Raw genomic sequence first — 17,073 nt, forward strand, 5'->3', positions numbered from 1 at the left:
GTGTATCCGTTTTTCTTCGTCAGTCGGATTTTGTTTTTTCCTGGCTGGCCGCCGGCAGTAAAATCCGGAAGGTCGTGCCTTCCTGCCCCGTGTGGCAAGCAATGATGCCCTCCATGTCATCAACAAGCTGCTTCACAATGCTCAGACCGAGACCGCTGTGGCCTTCTCCTTTTGTCGTTTTCCCCGGCGTAAACAGAGCTTCCTGGACTGCGTTGGGGATGCCTGTGCCGGTATCGGTAACTTCCATCTCTACCCAGTTACGGCGACCTTGCCACACCGGAGCTGATGTTTTTATCGTAACGGCACCACCGGCATCTGGCAGACTTTCTACGGCATTTCTGATCAGGTTAATCAGAATCTGGCGAATAGCTGACGGGCCGGCAATAACAAGCGTCGGACTACTGCACATTAGCACGTTAAAATGCAGGTTGCTGTCACTGAAGAGGCTGCCTTCAAGCACCCGGGCAAGGCTTCGTAATTCTGCATTAAGGTCGGACGTTTCTTCACTTGTGTTACCGGCGGTGTTGTTGCTCATCTGCAGCAGCAGGTTACCCGCGCGATCCAGCTCTTCCCGCACGACATCCAGATCTTCCCGGGCGTCAGGGTCATCAAGCCGGTTTCGTAGTTGGTGAAGATGCTGCCGTATTATGGTCAGAGGGTTGCTGATCTCATGCACCTGTTCGCGCAGTTTTTCGATGGCAATCTCGTGATCTATCCCGGCGCTTTCTGTTTCGTTCGCGAGGGCAATACTCTTTTCCTGAAGAACGGCGGATAGTTGGCGGATAAACAGGCGTATAAGTTCAGTGGTTGTATCGGGTGTGTTGCCGTCGGTACCCAGTACAAACACGCCGGTGCATCGGTCACCTGTGATTACCGGAATGGCTGTCAGCGAGGGAGTTCGCAGTAGAGATAAAAGCTGGCGGTCAAGCACTGTGGGCGCTTGCTCGTTGAGGCTGGCAGGCATTCGGGAGGCGAAGGCCTCTGTGAGCACGCTGCCGCCGGCCTGCGCGGTAACCGCTAGGTGTGGGTGCGGCCCGGCCGTGCCGGAAAGCAGAACAAGGCTGTCATCGTCGTATCCGAAACACAATGCAGGCAGCCCGGTAATCAGCGTCAGGCTGCTAACCGTTTCCGCAAGAATGGCGCCAGTCTTACCGGTAAGGTCGGCAAAACCAATGGCCTGCTGGGCGATGGCCTGGCGCAATACGATTTTACGGAGTTCTTGTGACGCCGGCTCGGCACTGTAGCTGCTGACCAGCTGTATTCCCAGGGAGTCGGCCATCGCGGATACGTCGTGGCTGATTCGCCGGTTGATTTCACGGGTCAGTTCCTCACTGAGCCCGAACATGGTGCCTGCCGCCGCGATGCCGGCCGAATCAGAAAGCGCCAGGCGGGTGGAAAGGCTGATTACCTTGACCAGATGCCCTGCATCCCGCAACTCTGAGGGCAGGGCCTGCTGATAACGCATAGCATCGGCTGCCAGAGGGCCCAGTCCCCAGGATGTAACCAGCTCCGCAGCGATATCTGATTGCCGATTCATATACTGCTGCCTGGTTTCCATATCCGGCGCTTTAATGGCAATCAGCTCCCCGATGTTATGGAGCATGCCCAGCATAAAGGCTTCGTCGGCTTCCGGGTAACGCGTCAGGGTTGCCAGAGCCCGGGCAGTCAGAGCAGTGGTCAGAGCATGTCTCCAGAAATCCCGTAACTGTTGCCATGCGTCGCCGCCCAGTTCGAACAGGATCTGGCGCAGTGCGGCGGTGAGTATCAATGTTTTAAAGCGCCTGGTCCCAAGACGCAGCAGAGCCTGATCTATTGAGCGAATGCCGGGAGTGGGGCCATACAGGGCAGAGTTGGCCAATGCCAGGATCCGAACCACAAGAGCCGTATCCGAGGCTACGATTTCGCTGATCTCGCGATAGTTTCCATCCTGATTACAGACTTCAAGCGCTCGCAGCGTGACCTCTGGAAGACTCGGGAGCTGAAGGTCGGGTACTGTATTCATAAGTATGCTTGCCGCGCTCTGGGATCAGTTTCTGAAAGTTTATTCATTTTTGCCTTCAAAGATGGAGCTTAGACAATAACGTGCTGATTTAAAACAATCGCTGTTCTTTTTTTGATCAGCGTATTCACCGCAACGCGATATGTGTACAATTTTTACAGACTATAGCGCCTTTTGTTGTTGTTTCAAGGATGTAAAATCGCCCGTCATGAGTGTTCAGGAACCTCGCAAACACAAGATGAGCCCACCCAGGACTATTGCGGTAACTGGTGGTAAAGGGGGTGTCGGTAAAACATCGGTAGCCCTTAACCTGGCGCTTACTCTGGCTCGTCAGGAAAAGCGCGTGCTGTTGCTGGACGGCGACACCGACCTTGCCAACGTCAGCATTATGCTGGGCCTCTATCCAGAGCGAACGCTTGCAAATGTGGTTGCCGGTGAGTGTCGTCTCGAGGATATTCTGCTGGAGGCGGATTTCGGCCTGCACATTGTTCCCGGTGCTTCCGGTGTCCAGGAATGCATGGACATGGAGCCCGAAGACAGTTTTCGGATCCTGCGTGCCCTCTCGAAACTTGAAAGCCGGTACGATTACGTCATAACGGACACTGCAGCCGGCCTTCAGCCCGCTGCTTTGCACATGATTGCCGCGGCTGAGTTGGCTTGTGTTGTTGTTACTCCTGATCCCGCCTCGATAACGGATGCGTTTTCCCTGATCAAAGTGCTGAAACGCCGTGGTTACCGGAGAACGCCCAGTGTACTGATCAATATGGCGCAGGGTGCCAGCCAGGCCCGTTCGGTGTTCCAGCGCCTCGATTCGGCGGCCCGGCGCCATCTGCAATGCTCTCTTCATTACATGGGCGGTATCTGGCGCGACGAGACCCTGCGCCAGTCGGTGCTGAATCAGAGGCCCGTTGCACTGTTGCCGGTTTCCGATCCGTCTTGTCGCCAATTCAGCACGCTGGCAGACATGCTGGATGTGCGTTTATCGCAATCGCCCGCTCGTAAAGCCGGCATCGCGGCCTACTGGCATTCCGTCTCGAAGCGGCAACCGGCGCGCAAGCAAAAGGCTGATACGGCTGCGCCCGCAGTGGCCAGCCCCCGCGAACGCTGCCTGCAGGCAGTTGGCGAACTGGAAGCTGTATTCGGGCAGGCACCGGAGAGTGCACTGCTGCGCTACGATGCGTTCACCCGCTTGTTCGCGCTGCTAGGCCGGACGCCAGACAGTGATACCGTTGAAATTATCCAGGCAGGGCTTGGTGCCATCGACTGGGAACCCCTGGTTCCTGAGCAGCGTGAGCATCTGGCAGCTCATCTGAGACATCTTGCGGATGAGATCTGGGTATCTTCTGACGCCAGCGAGAGCGAGCAGGAATCCTCGCAGCCTGTGCTTCCCGAGCCCTTTTACGACCGCATCAGTTTTGGTGATCAGGACAAGCTTGTCAGGGTTTTGAAAGAACAACCCTCCGATATTTCTTTGAATAACTTCCTTCGGTCACTGGCTGGCAAGGAAAATAACGACGGCTGAGGGGTCACGATCAAATACTGCTGTACAGACATGCCGGTTAATCCGTCATTTCATCAGTGTTGTTTGTGGCGTAGCGTTCTGGTGATAGCCATGCAGTTGGTCACGGCACTGTCATAGAGATTGTGCAACGATCAATTACTGCAGGGATCCGGGAAAAGGAGTTTTCACATGGTAAGGCAGCAAAAGGGGGCGGGAGTGTCTTCGTCAAAGGTGCTCGAGCAACTTCGAGGCAAGCATGTCCTGATTACGGGCACCACGGGCTTTCTTGGAAAAGTCGTTCTGGAAAAACTGATTCGTGCTGTGCCGGACATTGGGGGCGTGCATCTGCTGATACGAGGCAATGCTCGTCACCCTGACGCACACAGTCGTTTTCTTGCTGAAATTGCGACCTCGTCAGTATTTGATCGCCTGCGACAGGAGAACGGCCAGGCTTTCGAGGTTTTTCTGGAAGAGCGCCTTCACTGTGTCACAGGAGAAGCAACACAGCCCGGTTTTGGTCTGCAGCCTGAAGCGTTCCGAAAACTGGCGGACAGTATTGATGCCGTTATTAACTCCGCCGCCAGCGTCAATTTCCGAGAGGAACTGGACAAAGCTCTGTCTATCAACACCTTGTGCCTGGAAAATATTGCAGAGTTGGCGCGCCAGAACCCGTCGCTTGCAGTTATTCAGGTGTCGACCTGCTACGTAAACGGCATGAATTCGGGACAGATTACCGAGTCGGTTATAAAGCCTGCGGGCGAAGGGATCCCCCGCAGCCGTGCTGGCTATTATGAAATTGAAGAGCTGGTTCGGCTACTTAAAGACAGCATTGCGGACGTGCGCTCGCGCTACTCGGGCAAAATGCTGGAGCGCAAACTCGTGGATCTGGGTATCCGTGAGGCAAACCGCTACGGCTGGAGCGATACCTATACCTTGACCAAATGGCTGGGTGAGCAGTTGTTGATGAAGGGTCTGGAAGGTCGGGCCCTTACAATTGTGCGCCCATCCATTATCGAGAGCGCTCTGGAAGAGCCTGTACCAGGCTGGATTGAGGGCGTGAAAGTGGCTGATGCCATCATTCTTGCCTACGCCAGAGAAAAAGTAACGGTATTCCCCGGTAAACGCTCCGGGATTATTGATGTCATCCCCGTCGACCTTGTGGCGAACTCTATTATCCTGGCAGTCGCGGAGGCTCTTGGTGAGCCTTCCCGGCAGTGGGTCTATCAGTGCTGCAGTGGCAGCTCCAATCCGGTGTCTCTGGGTGAGTTTATTGATCACCTGATGGCGGAAGCCAAAACCAATTACGCAGCCTATGAGCGGCTTTTCTATCGCCAGCCGGTCAAGCCCTTCTTTGCGGTGAACCGGGCCTTGTTCGATGCCCTGGTGGGTGGTGCGCGCATTCCGCTCAGCATGACCCGTCGCATGATGCGTCTGCTGGGGCAGGATCGTGAACTCAAAGTATTGCGAAACCTTGATACTACCCGCTCACTGGCAACCATTTTTGGTTTCTACACCGCGCCGGATTATATATTCCGCAACGATGATCTGCTGGCGCTGGCATCGCGCATGGGCGAGATAGACAAGGCTCTGTTTCCGGTGGATGCTCGCCAGATCGACTGGGCGGTGTATCTGCGCAAGATCCATCTCGCAGGTCTGAATCGTTATGCGCTCAAGGCAAAAAGTAAGCCTCGCCCGCGTTCCTCAAGGGCCCGCAAGCAAGCGGCCTGACCATGCTGCGCTAAAAATTCAAGTGTGTTAGGACGTTAGTCTAATTCATTGTTTGGTGGCACACATGGTGAACTACAGCTATGTGTCCGCAGGGCCGGTGTGCCCTATCGCTCTGAATTAATAAAACCGACAATGACAACAGACTCTGATCAAGGGGGAACACAATGACTGATAAACACCTTTATCCGGTAAGCCCGGAAGTGGCCGAGCGGGCTTTGCTGAACCGTGAGCAGTATGACGAAATGTATCGTCAGTCAGTCGAAGATCCAGATACCTTTTGGGGCGAACATGGCAAGCGCCTGGAATGGATCAAGCCGTATTCTAAGGTCAAAAACACCACTTTTGATTACAACAACCTTTCCATTAAATGGTTTGAAGATGGGGAGCTGAATGCTTCTGCTAACTGTCTTGACCGTCACCTCGCTGCACGAGGTGACCAGACGGCTATTATTTTCGAAGGCGATGACCCAGCCGATTCCCGTCACGTTACCTACCGCGAACTGCACGAAGAAACCAGTAAGTTTGCCAACGTTCTGAAAGGCCTGGGCGTGAAGAAAGGTGACGTGGTCACTATCTATATGCCAATGATTGTTGAAACAGCCGTGGCCATGCTTGCCTGTGCGCGTATTGGCGCTATCCACTCTGTCGTCTTCGGTGGCTTCTCGCCCGAAGCGTTGGGTGCGCGGGTAGCCAACGGCAATTCCCGCTATGTAATCACCTCCGATGAAGGTCTTCGCGGTGGCCGTAAGATTCCTCTGAAAAAGAACGTGGATGCGGCTCTTAATAACCAAGAAGGTGCGAAGGTCGAGAAAGTTATCGTTGTCAGCCGCACCGGTAACAAAGACGTGCCCTGGAACGAAGGGCGCGATGAGCGCTATGAGGATCTGATGGAGTCTGCCTCTGCAGATTGCCCACCAGAGCCCATGAACGCAGAAGACCCTTTGTTCATGCTTTACACCTCGGGTTCGACCGGCGCGCCCAAAGGCGTCCTGCATACGACTGGCGGTTACATGGTATACGCATCCATGACCCACGAGTACGTATTCGATTACCACGACGGTGATGTTTACTGGTGTACGGCAGACTTTGGCTGGGTAACCGGCCACAGCTATATTTTGTATGGCCCGCTGTGTAACGGTGCGATCTCCGTGCTGTTCGAAGGTGTGCCAAACTACCCTGACAGCTCTCGCATGGGTCAGATTGTCGATAAGCATCAGGTGAACATTCTGTATACAGCGCCGACCGCAATCCGGGCCCTGATGGCCGAAGGCGAAGCGTGCATGAACGGCACAACCCGTAAGAGTCTGAAGTTGCTTGGCTCAGTAGGTGAACCGATCAACCCGGAAGCCTGGGAATGGTACCATCGTGTTATCGGCAACAGCCAATGCCCCATTGTGGATACCTGGTGGCAAACAGAAACTGGCGGCATTCTGATTTCACCATTGCCCGGTGCGGTGGACCTGAAGCCCGGCTCTGCGACATTGCCGTTCTTCGGCGTGCTGCCTGGCTTGGTCGATAGCGAAGGTAATTTGCTGGAAGGCAAGACCGATGGCAATCTCGTGATTCTGGACAGCTGGCCTGGGCAGATGCGCACGATTTATGGCGATCACGAGCGTTTTATTCAGACGTATTTCAGCGCTTATAAAGGTATGTACTTTACCGGCGATGGTGCTCGTCGTGATGAAGACGGTTATTACTGGATTACCGGCCGCGTTGATGACGTGCTCAACGTATCCGGGCACCGCCTGGGTACTGCTGAGGTTGAAAGCGCTCTGGTAGCTCACGACAAGGTTGCCGAAGCCGCTGTTGTTGGCTTTCCCCACGACATCAAGGGGCAGGGTATCTATGTCTATGTGACCCTTATGCAGGGCGAAGAGCCTTCAGATGAGCTCAAAAAGGAACTGGTACAGTGGGTTCGCAAGGAAATCGGCCCGATTGCGTCTCCGGATGTGATTCAGTGGGCACCGGGCTTGCCTAAAACACGATCAGGCAAGATTATGCGCCGGATTTTGCGTAAGATTGCAGCTAATGAACACGACCAGCTGGGTGATACTTCTACCTTGGCAGATCCTGGTGTGGTGGATGAGCTCATCGGCAGTCGCGAGTTCAAATAAGGTCTGAAAGCAGGCCGCAAACCTGTGAGGAATCGGTTTAATGACACAAACAATTATCGTCGCTGATGATCATCCGCTGTTTCGGGCTGCCCTGAAGCAGGCGGTCAATCAAGCGGTACCTGATGCACAGACCGTAGAAGTTGATAGCATCAAGGCACTTCAGGCGTCGGTAGATTCGCACCCGGATGCAGATCTGGTTCTGCTTGATCTCAACATGCCGGGTGCCCACGGTTTTTCCGGGCTGGTGTTCATGCGTGGACAGTATCCCGGGTTGCCGGTGGTGGTTGTGTCTGGCTCGGAAGAACTGCAGGTTATGCGGCGCTCGATTGATTACGGGGCGTCTGGCTTTATTCCAAAATCGGCGCCACTGCCCACCATTACGGAGGCAATCCGAGCCATTCTTGAAGGCGATGTCTGGTTGCCGGAAGGTGTGGCAGACAAGCTGGAGCGCATGCATCCGGATACCACCGACTTCTCCGAGAAGCTGGCATCATTGACCCCTCAGCAGTTCAGGGTTCTCGGTATGCTGGCAGAAGGGCTGCTGAACAAACAGATTGCTTATGATCTGGATGTGTCCGAGGCTACCATCAAGGCACATATTACGGCTGTATTTCGGAAGCTTGGGGTTCGTAACCGCACTCAGGCGGTTATCGCAATACAGCAGATGGAGATTGATCCTTCTGATCAGTCGTTGTCCGGAAGCTGAATCTCAGTTTTCGGGCTGAATAAAAAACGGGAACCCGCGGGTTCCCGTTTTTTTGGCCGACTGCTCGCCCTGGAGGGTCATTTACTCCCGGCGTAACCCAGTTCTTTGTTGACTAGATTGAACAGCTCTCCGTCCTTGTGCCAGCGGTCAAAGTTCTCAAGAAACTGATCGGTAAGGGCTCGCTTCCAGCCGATAAAGTCACCGGCCATGTGCGCCGTCATCGTAACGTTTTCCATGTCCCACAGAGGATGATCCCCGGGTAATGGCTCCTCCTCAAACACATCAAGCCCTGCGCCGGCGATCTCACCGCTCTCGAGCGCAGCAATCAGATCGTCGGTTTTTACAATCGGCCCGCGCCCGATATTGATCAGGCGCGCCGTATTTTTCATTGCTTTGAATGCCTTCTCGTCAAACAGACCCTCTGTTTGCGGTGTAAGCGGTGCGGCGATAACGACATAATCAGCATGGCCCAGCTGTTCATACAGATCGTCATTGCCGTGCACCGCAACAAAGTCGGGGTCGTCTGTGCGGGCTGTTCTGGCAATGCCGTGTGGTCTCAAGCCAGCAGCTGCAACAAGACGCCCGATCTGGCGACCGATGGAGCCCGCACCTACAACCAGAACCTGTTTGCCTTCGGCTCTTTCAGTGTCCCGGTGTTTCCACTGGTGCTTCAGTTGCAAACGGATAGAGCCCGGGAAATCCTTGGCGAACATCAGAATGGTGCACAACACATATTCGGCGATAGTCCGGTCGAATATGCCTCTGGCATTGGTGACCACCACATTGCCTTTGGTGAGGGCAGGGAACATCAGAGCATCCACCCCGGCACTGGTCGCGTGGATCCATTTCAGCTTGTCAGCGCAGCCCCAGGCGGCCTCAAGGGCCTCGGTGCGAAAATCCGTCACCATCATTACATCGGTGCCTGGCAGGCTGCTACGCAGAGTTTTCTCGTCACTGGCGAAACGCACTTCTGCGCGTGCCCTGAGTGAATCCATGCCCGGTGGCTCTTGTTCTCCGGGCGCGGTGAGAACGGTTACCACGGGCTTGCTGCGCTGAGTCATTGAACCTCCGCCTGATCAGATCGCTGATTGTCGTATGTGTTTTTCCTGAGGCTTGTCATTCCCGCTGTCAGGCATTCGACACAGTTTGGTCGGCAGACGCCGTTGGGTCAACCTCGGCGCGGTTCAGTTGTTCCTGTGAAAGCTATTCTGGCACGTGCATATACTTACGCGATGTTTGTCTGCTTTTGTCTTGTATGCCTTGGCCTTACTGGCTAACCTGCAGGGGTAGTTCTTTTTTGCTCCCGTTCCCGTTGCAAGAGGTTGTTATGGCAGACGCTACCAACAGAGACACCGGCCAAGACTCACCGCGGAAAGTGAAGTATCGGAAGACCAAGGCCAGTTGGAATCCTGCCATGCAGGCAGTCCCTGTGCCGGGTATTCGGCGCATGGTCAATATGGCGGCCACCATGAAGGATGTTATCCATCTTTCCATCGGCCAGCCGGATCTGCCGACGCCACGGCATATTATTGATGCCTACATAGATGCCCTGAACGCGGGACAGACCGGTTACACCATGGACGCCGGTTTACCCGAATTGCTGGTAGCGCTGAGGGACTATTACGGTAAGCGTTACAACCGTAAGCTCACCAGAGACAACATCCTGGTCACCAGTGGTGCCACCGAGGCCATGTATCTCGCAATTTCAGCGACAGCAGCGCCAGGGCGACAGTTCATTGTGACGGATCCCTCCTTCCTGCTATATGCGCCGCTGATTCGCATGAACGGTGGCGAGGTCAAGTTCGTACCAACCCAGGCGGCGAACAATCATCAGCTTGATCCTGATGAGGTGATACGTGCCATGGGGCCACGCACCTTTGCGCTGATACTCAATAACCCGAATAACCCAACCGGAGCCGTGTACCCTCGCAGCACCGTGGAAACCATTCTGGAAGAGTGTGCATACCGGGGCATACAGGTTTACGCCGATGAGGTGTATGACCATCTGATTTTTGATGACGATGATTTTGCCAGTGTCCTGAACTGTTCCATGGATCTGGACAACATCATGTGCATCAGCAGTTTTTCGAAAACCTACAGTATGGCGGGACTGCGTATAGGTTGGGTGATCTCCAGCCAGGCGGCGATCAAATCCTTGCGGCGCTACCACATGTTTACGACCTCGGTTGCGAATACGCCTTCCCAGTTCGCCGGTGTGGCGGCGCTGACGGGCGATCAGCAGTGTGTAAGGGACATGCTGGGTATCTATCGGGAGCGCCGGGATAAAGTCGTGGAACTGATTGACCAGACCCCATATATGACCGGGTACAAGCCAGGCGGCGCATTCTTCGCGTTCCCGGATTTGCCGCCCCATGTTGATGGTTCAGATCTGGCGCTGCGCATGCTCAAGGAAACAGGCGTATGCATGGTGCCGGGGGATGCCTTTGGCGAAGGCTGTACCAATGCCGTTCGTATCAGTTTCTCCACGACCTGTGAGAGGCTTGATGCTGCGTTTGATCGCATCATTCCGTGGATGGCTAAACAACAGTTCTGAGGAGTGCATATGTCGGCTCTGGATTCTGTACTTATCCAGTGCCCCTACTGTTGGGAGGCGCTGGATATCAGCGTCGATCCGTCAGTGGCGGAGCAGGAATACGTGGAAGACTGCCAGGTATGCTGCCAGCCCATTCTATTACGGGTTGTTTTCGACGATAATCTCACTCCTCACGTAGAAGCCCGGGCCGAGAACGAGTAAGCGGTCGCTCAATCCATGGAGAGTAAATGATGAACAAACTGCACCTGAGTGGCCTTTGGGGCATGGTGTTTCTGGCGCTTGCCTTGTTCAGTGGCTGTGCCAGCATTTCACCCTATGCAATCTCGGAAGGAGAGCTGGAGCGTCACCTGCAGGATGTGGTTCGTGATTACGATCGCACGCAGCTTAAGAACGGTTCTCCACTAAGCCTGAGCCTTGATAGCGCCGACGTTACCCTGGGACCGGATGGTCGTGATGTGGCAGTGATTGATGTCAGAGGGCAGGTCGCACTGAACGCGTTTCTGGCCAAACTTCCGGTTGATATTGCTTTGAAAATTGAAGGTGCGCCGGTTTACGACAGCAAGGAAAAAGCCATCTATATTCGCAGAATAAAACTGCTTGAAAGCAGTATTGATTCTGGTTTCTTCAAGGGCGATCTTGCGCCGGTCACTGACAGTGTGATGCGGGTTGTGGCTCAAATGCTGGAAACCATGCCGGTTTACCGCCTGGATGACACTAATCTCGCCCAGCGCATGTTCGGAATGGTACCTTTGGATATCCGTGTGGTACCAGGTCGTCTCGAATTTGTGATGGCTGATAAATAAGCGTCTACGAATAAAGCAGGGCCAGTAAACGTTTTCTGGCCCTGCTTATTCTGCCTCTCAGGCTGACAGCCTTTGACAGATCGCTTCGCCGATCTCATTTGTACGCCGCCGCGCGCCGGCATTTTCTGCCAAATCCGCAGCTACAGCATCAAACAGTTCCTTGCCTGCTGCCGCCATAACGGGGTCTTTCCGCCCCAGCCATTCCAGCATGCGAGCTGTGGTAAATAGCATGGCTGTGGGGTCCGCCAGGCCCTGACCGGCTATGTCCGGGGCACTGCCATGGGTGGGCTCGAACATGGAAGGCATATCCGGGTCTGTCGGGTTCAGGTTGCAAGAAGGGGCAACGCCCATACCGCCAGATAGCACGGCGGCAAGATCCGTAAGAATATCCCCCTGCAGGTTGCTGGCAACCACCACATCGAATGCCCACGGGCTTTGGACGAACTTCATACAGGCCGCGTCCACCAGCTCGTGGTGAGTGGCTACATCCGGAAATTCCTTACTGATTTCCTCAAAAGCTTCGGTGTACATATCACCCCAGTAGCGCAGGGCATTGCGCTTGGTGATCAGGCAGACCTGACTTTCGCAGGTGCGACCATCCCGAGTGCCATCAAGAGCATGGAAGGTTCTGGTGCGGCTTTCTCTAACACGATCCGCAGCTCTGATGCGAGCCTGCTCGAAACCGTAGCGAATAATGCGATTGGTCGCCTTGCGGGTAAACACTTCCATCTGAGTGGCAATCTCATCCTCGGTTCCCTTGCGCAGGCGCCCACCTTGGCTCACATACTCACCCTCAGAGTTTTCCCGGATTACCAGCATATCTATGTCTTTCGCGCGTTCATCAGCAAGATATTGGCGCGCACCGGGTAGCAGGCGGGCGGGGCGTTCGCACACCCACTGGTCAAAGCCTTTACGCATATCGAGCAAAGGTGCCAGTGAGACACTGTCGGTTAATAAATAGCGGTCCGGATCGTCAGCTGGGCCCGGATCACCCAAAGCACCGAGTAATATGGCGTCGTAAGCTTTGAGCTGGGCCAGGGCATCATCGGGCATGGACTCGCCGTGCTCCTGGTGCCAGGCGTGGGAAGGCCAGGGGAAACGGGTCCATTCAAGCGCCAGGCTATGCTTGGCGCGCAGCGTTTCCAGACATCGTATGGCTTCCCCCACGACTTCCGGGCCAATGCCATCGCCCGGGGTCACTGCGATGCGGGTTGTTTGGGCCATTATGGAGACTCCTTTAGTTGAAAGGCTCGTACGAGTGCTAAAGCCCAGTGTAGTTGTGTGACTGGCGGATGCCAGCGTTTGACAGACTTTTACCATAAGCCGTTTTACCAGCAAGCTGTTCGCGGCTATAGTGGCTCGCCAATACTCTATTACTGACCCGGTCAACATGTCCGGTTCAAAACACCGGAGTTAACGTGATAAAACCAGAAACTCTGTTTGATGAGTCCCACTGTGCACAGTGCGCTTGCGGGGAAGGGCTGGACTTCTCTTTTACCTTTGCTTTTCAGCCTATCGTCGACGTTATCAACAAAACTGTATACGCCTATGAGGCCTTGGTCAGGGGTCCCGATGGTGAGGGTGCCCTGAGCATACTCGGCAGAGTAAACGAACAAAACCGCTATGCCTTTGACCAGGTTTGCAGAGTCAAGGCCGTTAAGCTGGCGTCGCGGCTTGGCATGAAAACGCGGCTCAGCATCAATTTCATGCCTAATGCGGTCTACCAGGCAGAATATTGCATCCGGACGACGCTGGCGGCTGCTAAAACCTACAATTTCGATACCAGCAAGATCATCTTTGAACTGACGGAAGGCGAGGATCTGACATCGGTGGACCACCTTGTCTCGATTATAGAAGCCTATCAGGAGATGGGGTTCAGTACTGCGATCGATGACTTTGGCGCGGGCTACTCCCGTTACAATATTATGATGGCCAGTCCGCCCGACCTGCTTAAACTGGATATGGGGCTGGTACGTAACGTTCATCAGGAGCCTAATAAACAGGCTGTCGTGTCTGGCATTATCACCATGATGTCGCAGTTGGGCGGTAAGATCGTAGCTGAAGGCGTGGAAACCGCCGAAGAGTATTTCTGGCTGCGTTCCCAGGGCATTAGTCTGTATCAGGGTTATCTGTTTGCGAGGCCCGGTTTCGAGTGTTTGCCAGAGCCGTATTACCCGGCCTGACGTTTTCCCTAACTGACAGGAAGCCTGATCGTGCTTTACCGAGTTCTTACTATTATTGGTGGGCTTGTATTTGTTGTCGCGCTCTTTGCGCTGTTGTGGTTCTTCTGCAAGAAGTTCCTTGAGCACCATGGCGTTACCGACCAGCTGTCAGACCGCACCACTGCGCTTGCCACCTGGACATTTGCCGGTATCAGCGTCGGGCTTGTCTTTGCGGTGGTAGGCGCATTTGTGCTTGGTCCCTGGGCGTTTTATCGCACCCTGCGCGGCCACGGAGTCGCTATTTCAGATGGCGCAGCCGTCTGGTGGGGGTTTGGTATTGTGGCAGCCTCGCTTGGTATCACGGCTGCCGGATTTTTCGGCTTCCTTGCCATTGTAGGCGCTTACTGAATCGCGTTTAGCTGTTCCCGAAACCAGATCAGTGCTGGCTCCTGACCATAGGCCTTGTGCCAGTAAAGATGCACATCGAGTGAGGGCAGGTCTGCCGGTGGGTTCATGATGGTGATGCTTGCCCGTTCCGAAATAATTTTGGCGTAGGTTTCCGGCATGGTCAGCAAAAGGTCGGTGGCTTCCACGACACGGCAGGCTGCATAGTAATGTTGGCAGCGCAGGCGGATGCTGCGCTGAACCCCAAGCCTTGAAAGTTCGAAATCCTCGATTCCCGGCCCTTCCGTGCGTGACGAAACCAGCACGTGACGCGCTGAAAGATACCCCTTCATATCCAGTGTCTGTGATGCCAGCGGGTGACCATCCCGGGCCAGAACCACAAGCCTGTCCTGCCTTAGAAGTTCATGAGACGTCTGGCTACTGACCGGTAGCAGAACATCAACAGCGAAGTCCAGCTTGCCGGCCGCGAGTTGTGTTTCCATATCCCGTCGGGGGATGCGTTTGCTGACAATTTCCAGCTTCGGGTAGGGATTCAGCCGTTGCATAAGCTGGGGCAGAAAGGTTGATTCCAGAACATCCCGCAGGCCCAGCGAATAGGTTTTGCGATGATTGGCGGGATCAAATGCATGAAACTGGTTAACCGCGCCCTGGATCTGTGTAAGCCCGGGTTTCATGGATTCAAGGAAACGGCGAGCCAGAGGGGTTGGTACCATCTGATTGCCCTGACGCGTGAACAGCGGGTCGTCAAAATGATCCCGCATACGCGACAGGGAGTGGCTGACAGCCGGCTGGGTCAAATGTAATGCCTTTGCTGCGCGGGTGAGACTGCCTTCCCGGTATATGGTGTCAAAAACATGCAGGAGGTTGAGATCCAGGCGAGTCCCGGCCATAGTCAGTAAGCTCTCATTGAATAAGCAGCGTTAATAGTAAACGATAAGAATAATTCAGTCGCGTAATAGTTGGTGCAACCTTAGACTGACTCCATTGTGCTTATATTTATCGCACCATTTAGTTATTAGTAGTTCAATTTCTGTGAGGGTTCAGCAATGGATTTCAGTATCTCCGAGAAAGGTCAGGATTATCTTGAGCGTGTAAAGGCGTTTATGGCGGAAGAGATTTTCCCGGTTGAAGCTCAGTATCATAAGGAGCTGGCGTCTCTTGAAAATCGCTGGGTTGTGCTGCCAATCATCAAAGAGTTGAAGGAAAAGGCCAAGGCTCAGGGGCTCTGGAACATGTTTTTCCCGGATGAGAAGCATGGTTGTGGCCTCCTTAACTCCGATTACGCTTTAATTGCTGAAGAGACGGGCCGCAGTTTTATTGCGCCTGAGATCTTTAACTGCAATGCGCCGGATACCGGCAATATGGAAGTGCTTATCCACTACGGTTCTGAGGAACAGAAGGCTGAATGGCTCCCACGTTTGCTCAGTGGCGAAATCCGTTCTGCGTTCTGCATGACCGAGCCTGCAGTAGCCTCATCTGATGCAACCACTATGGAAGCAACCGCGATCGTTGAAGGTGACGAAGTGGTGCTGAATGGTCGCAAATGGTGGAGCACCGGTATTGGTCACCCTGATTGCAAGGTCGGCATCTTTATGGGGCTGTCTGATCCGGATGCCCATAAACATCGTCGCCATTCTATGGTTCTGGTTCCACTCGATGCACCGGGTGTGAAGATTGAACGTATGCTTCCGGTGTTTGGGGAGTATGACGAGCCTTACGGACATGGCGAAGTCTTGTTTGATAACGTGCGCCTACCCAAGAGTGCCTTTATTGCTGGCCCGGGTCGCGGTTTCGAGATCGCTCAGGGTCGTCTCGGGCCTGGCCGCGTGCACCACTGCATGCGTGCCATCGGGGCCGCCGAGCGTACGCTTGAGCTTTTGATCAAGCGGGCGACAAGCCGAGAGGCGTTTGGTCGCCCGCTGGCAAAGCTTGGTGGCAACCCGGATATCATTGCAAATGCGCGTATGTCGATTGAGCAGGCGCGTCTGCTGACTCTCAAGTGTGCCTGGGCTCTGGATACCAAGGGTATTGCGGGTGCAATCCAGGAGGTCTCCATGATCAAGGCAGTTGTTCCTTCGATGCTGCAAACCATTGTTGATCAGGCGATTCAGATTCACGGCGGTGCCGGTGTGAGTGACGATGACTTCCCGCTGACCCAGTTGTTTGCCTATGCTCGCGTACTGCGGCTGGCGGATGGGCCGGATGAAGTGCATCGGGCTACGGTGGCTCGCATCGAGTTGCGCAAATACAAAAACTGATGGAAAACACTATGACACAAAGAGTATTCGTAACAGGCGGCGCAAGCGGCCTTGGCCGGGCCATTGCATTGCGCTATGCCAGAGAGGGCGCAAAGGTCTGTATCGGTGACATTAATCCGGAGCAGGGTGTTGGCGTCGAGCAAGAGATCAATAATGCCGGTGGTGAAGGCTACTTTGTGGAGTGCGATGTCCGGCGGCTGACGGATCTGGAAAAGATCTGTGCTGATCTCACGCAGAAGTGGGGCGGTATTGATGTGGTGGTGAATAACGCCGGTGTGGCTTCTGCCGGCTCGATTGAAGACACCACCATGGCGGACTGGGAGTGGATTATCGATATCAACGTGCTGGGAGTCGTGCGGGGCTGCAAGGCGTTCACACCACAGTTCAAGAAGCAGGGCTCCGGTACGTTTGTGAACATTGCTTCCATGGCGGGCCTTATGTTGGCGCCGCTTATGGATAGCTACAATGTGTCCAAGGCCGGGGTAATCGCTTTGTCGGAAACCTTGAGTCAGGAATTACGGGGCGACGGTATTCATGTCAGCTGCGTGTGCCCGGCGTTTTTCCAGACCAATCTCACCAACAGCATGCGTTCGGACATTCCCGGTATTCAGCAGAATGTGAACAAGCTGATGAAGCGCTCCAATATTTCTGCAGATCATGTCGCAGAAGACATTGTGCGTTCGGTGAAGAACAAGGATTTCTGGGTGTTGCCCCATGTAAAAGAGCGCCGCATGTGGATGCTCAAGCGCTACGCGCCTTGGGCTTTTGACAAGCTTATGTACGAAGAGAGCAAGCGCTGGATGAAAAAGATGGGCGGTAAGGCCAAGGCCTGATCGGAACACG

15 protein-coding genes are annotated in these 17,073 nt (G+C 54.4%); 11 read left to right on the forward strand and 4 right to left on the reverse strand.

Going from position 1 to position 17,073, the window contains the following annotated elements; all coding sequences use genetic code 11:
- Positions 1–19: 19 nt before the first annotated feature.
- Complete coding sequence (locus BUA49_RS15085; protein WP_072799076.1) at positions 20–2,002, reverse strand: HDOD domain-containing protein; 1,983 nt, start codon at positions 2,000–2,002, stop codon at positions 20–22.
- Between the two features lie 235 nt (positions 2,003–2,237).
- Between BUA49_RS15085 and BUA49_RS15090 the strand changes: the two genes are divergently transcribed.
- The 4 genes from BUA49_RS15090 to BUA49_RS15105 all read left to right on the forward strand — a co-directional run bounded on the left by BUA49_RS15090 (position 2,238) and on the right by BUA49_RS15105 (position 8,048).
- Positions 2,238–3,521, forward strand: a complete 1,284-nt coding sequence (locus BUA49_RS15090) for a MinD/ParA family ATP-binding protein (RefSeq protein ID WP_228704512.1) — start codon at positions 2,238–2,240, stop codon at positions 3,519–3,521.
- A gap of 168 nt (positions 3,522–3,689) precedes the next feature.
- Complete coding sequence (locus BUA49_RS15095; protein ID WP_072799080.1) at positions 3,690–5,228, forward strand: fatty acyl-CoA reductase; 1,539 nt, start codon at positions 3,690–3,692, stop codon at positions 5,226–5,228.
- Between the two features lie 164 nt (positions 5,229–5,392).
- Positions 5,393–7,342, forward strand: coding sequence for an acetate--CoA ligase (gene acs / locus BUA49_RS15100; protein WP_072799082.1), 1,950 nt, complete (start codon positions 5,393–5,395; stop codon positions 7,340–7,342).
- Between the two features lie 40 nt (positions 7,343–7,382).
- Positions 7,383–8,048 carry a response regulator transcription factor gene (locus tag BUA49_RS15105; RefSeq protein ID WP_072799084.1) on the forward strand — a complete coding sequence of 222 codons (666 nt, stop codon included), beginning with the start codon at positions 7,383–7,385 and terminating at the stop codon, positions 8,046–8,048.
- A gap of 77 nt (positions 8,049–8,125) precedes the next feature.
- Here BUA49_RS15105 and BUA49_RS15110 read toward each other — a convergent pair whose 3' ends face one another.
- The gene (locus BUA49_RS15110; RefSeq protein ID WP_072799086.1) at positions 8,126–9,109 is read right to left on the reverse strand and encodes a D-2-hydroxyacid dehydrogenase; all 984 of its coding nucleotides are present in this window, start codon (positions 9,107–9,109) and stop codon (positions 8,126–8,128) included.
- A gap of 266 nt (positions 9,110–9,375) precedes the next feature.
- On the opposite strand from BUA49_RS15110, the gene BUA49_RS15115 reads away from it, so the two are divergent.
- Genes BUA49_RS15115 through BUA49_RS15125 form a run of 3 tightly spaced genes read left to right on the forward strand, consistent with a single transcriptional unit; the run spans position 9,376 to position 11,405 of the window.
- Complete coding sequence (locus BUA49_RS15115; RefSeq protein WP_072799087.1) at positions 9,376–10,602, forward strand: pyridoxal phosphate-dependent aminotransferase; 1,227 nt, start codon at positions 9,376–9,378, stop codon at positions 10,600–10,602.
- A 9-nt stretch (positions 10,603–10,611) separates the two neighbouring features.
- On the forward strand, positions 10,612–10,803 hold the full coding sequence (locus tag BUA49_RS15120; protein WP_071266235.1) for a CPXCG motif-containing cysteine-rich protein: 192 nt from the start codon (positions 10,612–10,614) through the stop codon (positions 10,801–10,803).
- Positions 10,804–10,832: 29 nt separating this feature from the next.
- Complete coding sequence (locus tag BUA49_RS15125; RefSeq protein WP_072799200.1) at positions 10,833–11,405, forward strand: DUF1439 domain-containing protein; 573 nt, start codon at positions 10,833–10,835, stop codon at positions 11,403–11,405.
- 57 nt (positions 11,406–11,462) lie between these two features.
- Here the strand turns inward: BUA49_RS15125 and BUA49_RS15130 are convergent, their stop codons facing one another.
- On the reverse strand, positions 11,463–12,629 hold the full coding sequence (locus BUA49_RS15130) for an isocitrate/isopropylmalate dehydrogenase family protein (protein WP_072799089.1): 1,167 nt from the start codon (positions 12,627–12,629) through the stop codon (positions 11,463–11,465).
- Between the two features lie 194 nt (positions 12,630–12,823).
- Between BUA49_RS15130 and BUA49_RS15135 the strand changes: the two genes are divergently transcribed.
- The gene (locus BUA49_RS15135) at positions 12,824–13,588 is read left to right on the forward strand and encodes an EAL domain-containing protein (protein WP_175547598.1); all 765 of its coding nucleotides are present in this window, start codon (positions 12,824–12,826) and stop codon (positions 13,586–13,588) included.
- Positions 13,589–13,618: 30 nt separating this feature from the next.
- Positions 13,619–13,975, forward strand: a complete 357-nt coding sequence (locus BUA49_RS15140) for a hypothetical protein (protein ID WP_072799091.1) — start codon at positions 13,619–13,621, stop codon at positions 13,973–13,975.
- On the opposite strand, the gene BUA49_RS15145 is transcribed toward BUA49_RS15140, so the two are convergent.
- Entirely contained in the window at positions 13,969–14,862 is an 894-nt protein-coding gene (locus BUA49_RS15145) for a LysR family transcriptional regulator (protein ID WP_072799093.1), read from the reverse strand. The two genes, BUA49_RS15140 and BUA49_RS15145, sit on opposite strands and share 7 nt — an antisense overlap.
- A gap of 156 nt (positions 14,863–15,018) precedes the next feature.
- Here BUA49_RS15145 and BUA49_RS15150 point away from each other — a divergent pair, with 156 nt between their 5' ends.
- The gene (locus tag BUA49_RS15150; RefSeq protein WP_072799095.1) at positions 15,019–16,230 is read left to right on the forward strand and encodes an acyl-CoA dehydrogenase family protein; all 1,212 of its coding nucleotides are present in this window, start codon (positions 15,019–15,021) and stop codon (positions 16,228–16,230) included.
- 11 nt (positions 16,231–16,241) lie between these two features.
- On the forward strand, positions 16,242–17,063 hold the full coding sequence (locus BUA49_RS15155; RefSeq protein ID WP_072799203.1) for an SDR family oxidoreductase: 822 nt from the start codon (positions 16,242–16,244) through the stop codon (positions 17,061–17,063).
- Positions 17,064–17,073: the final 10 nt, after the last annotated feature.

This window comes from Marinobacter antarcticus (assembly GCF_900142385.1).
GTDB classification, from domain to species: domain Bacteria; phylum Pseudomonadota; class Gammaproteobacteria; order Pseudomonadales; family Oleiphilaceae; genus Marinobacter; species Marinobacter antarcticus.

Coding starts and splice junctions, on each gene's coding strand:
- BUA49_RS15095 (WP_072799080.1), top strand. CDS start 3,690: ATGGTAAGGCAGCAAAAGGGGGCGGGAGTGTCTTCGTCAAAGGTGCTC.
- acs (WP_072799082.1), top strand. CDS start 5,393: ATGACTGATAAACACCTTTATCCGGTAAGCCCGGAAGTGGCCGAGCGG.
- BUA49_RS15110 (WP_072799086.1), bottom strand. CDS start 9,109: ATGACTCAGCGCAGCAAGCCCGTGGTAACCGTTCTCACCGCGCCCGGA.
- BUA49_RS15150 (WP_072799095.1), top strand. CDS start 15,019: ATGGATTTCAGTATCTCCGAGAAAGGTCAGGATTATCTTGAGCGTGTA.
- BUA49_RS15085 (WP_072799076.1), bottom strand. CDS start 2,002: ATGAATACAGTACCCGACCTTCAGCTCCCGAGTCTTCCAGAGGTCACG.
- BUA49_RS15125 (WP_072799200.1), top strand. CDS start 10,833: ATGAACAAACTGCACCTGAGTGGCCTTTGGGGCATGGTGTTTCTGGCG.
- BUA49_RS15145 (WP_072799093.1), bottom strand. CDS start 14,862: ATGGCCGGGACTCGCCTGGATCTCAACCTCCTGCATGTTTTTGACACC.
- BUA49_RS15130 (WP_072799089.1), bottom strand. CDS start 12,629: ATGGCCCAAACAACCCGCATCGCAGTGACCCCGGGCGATGGCATTGGC.
- BUA49_RS15120 (WP_071266235.1), top strand. CDS start 10,612: ATGTCGGCTCTGGATTCTGTACTTATCCAGTGCCCCTACTGTTGGGAG.
- BUA49_RS15155 (WP_072799203.1), top strand. CDS start 16,242: ATGACACAAAGAGTATTCGTAACAGGCGGCGCAAGCGGCCTTGGCCGG.
- BUA49_RS15105 (WP_072799084.1), top strand. CDS start 7,383: ATGACACAAACAATTATCGTCGCTGATGATCATCCGCTGTTTCGGGCT.
- BUA49_RS15115 (WP_072799087.1), top strand. CDS start 9,376: ATGGCAGACGCTACCAACAGAGACACCGGCCAAGACTCACCGCGGAAA.
- BUA49_RS15090 (WP_228704512.1), top strand. CDS start 2,238: ATGAGCCCACCCAGGACTATTGCGGTAACTGGTGGTAAAGGGGGTGTC.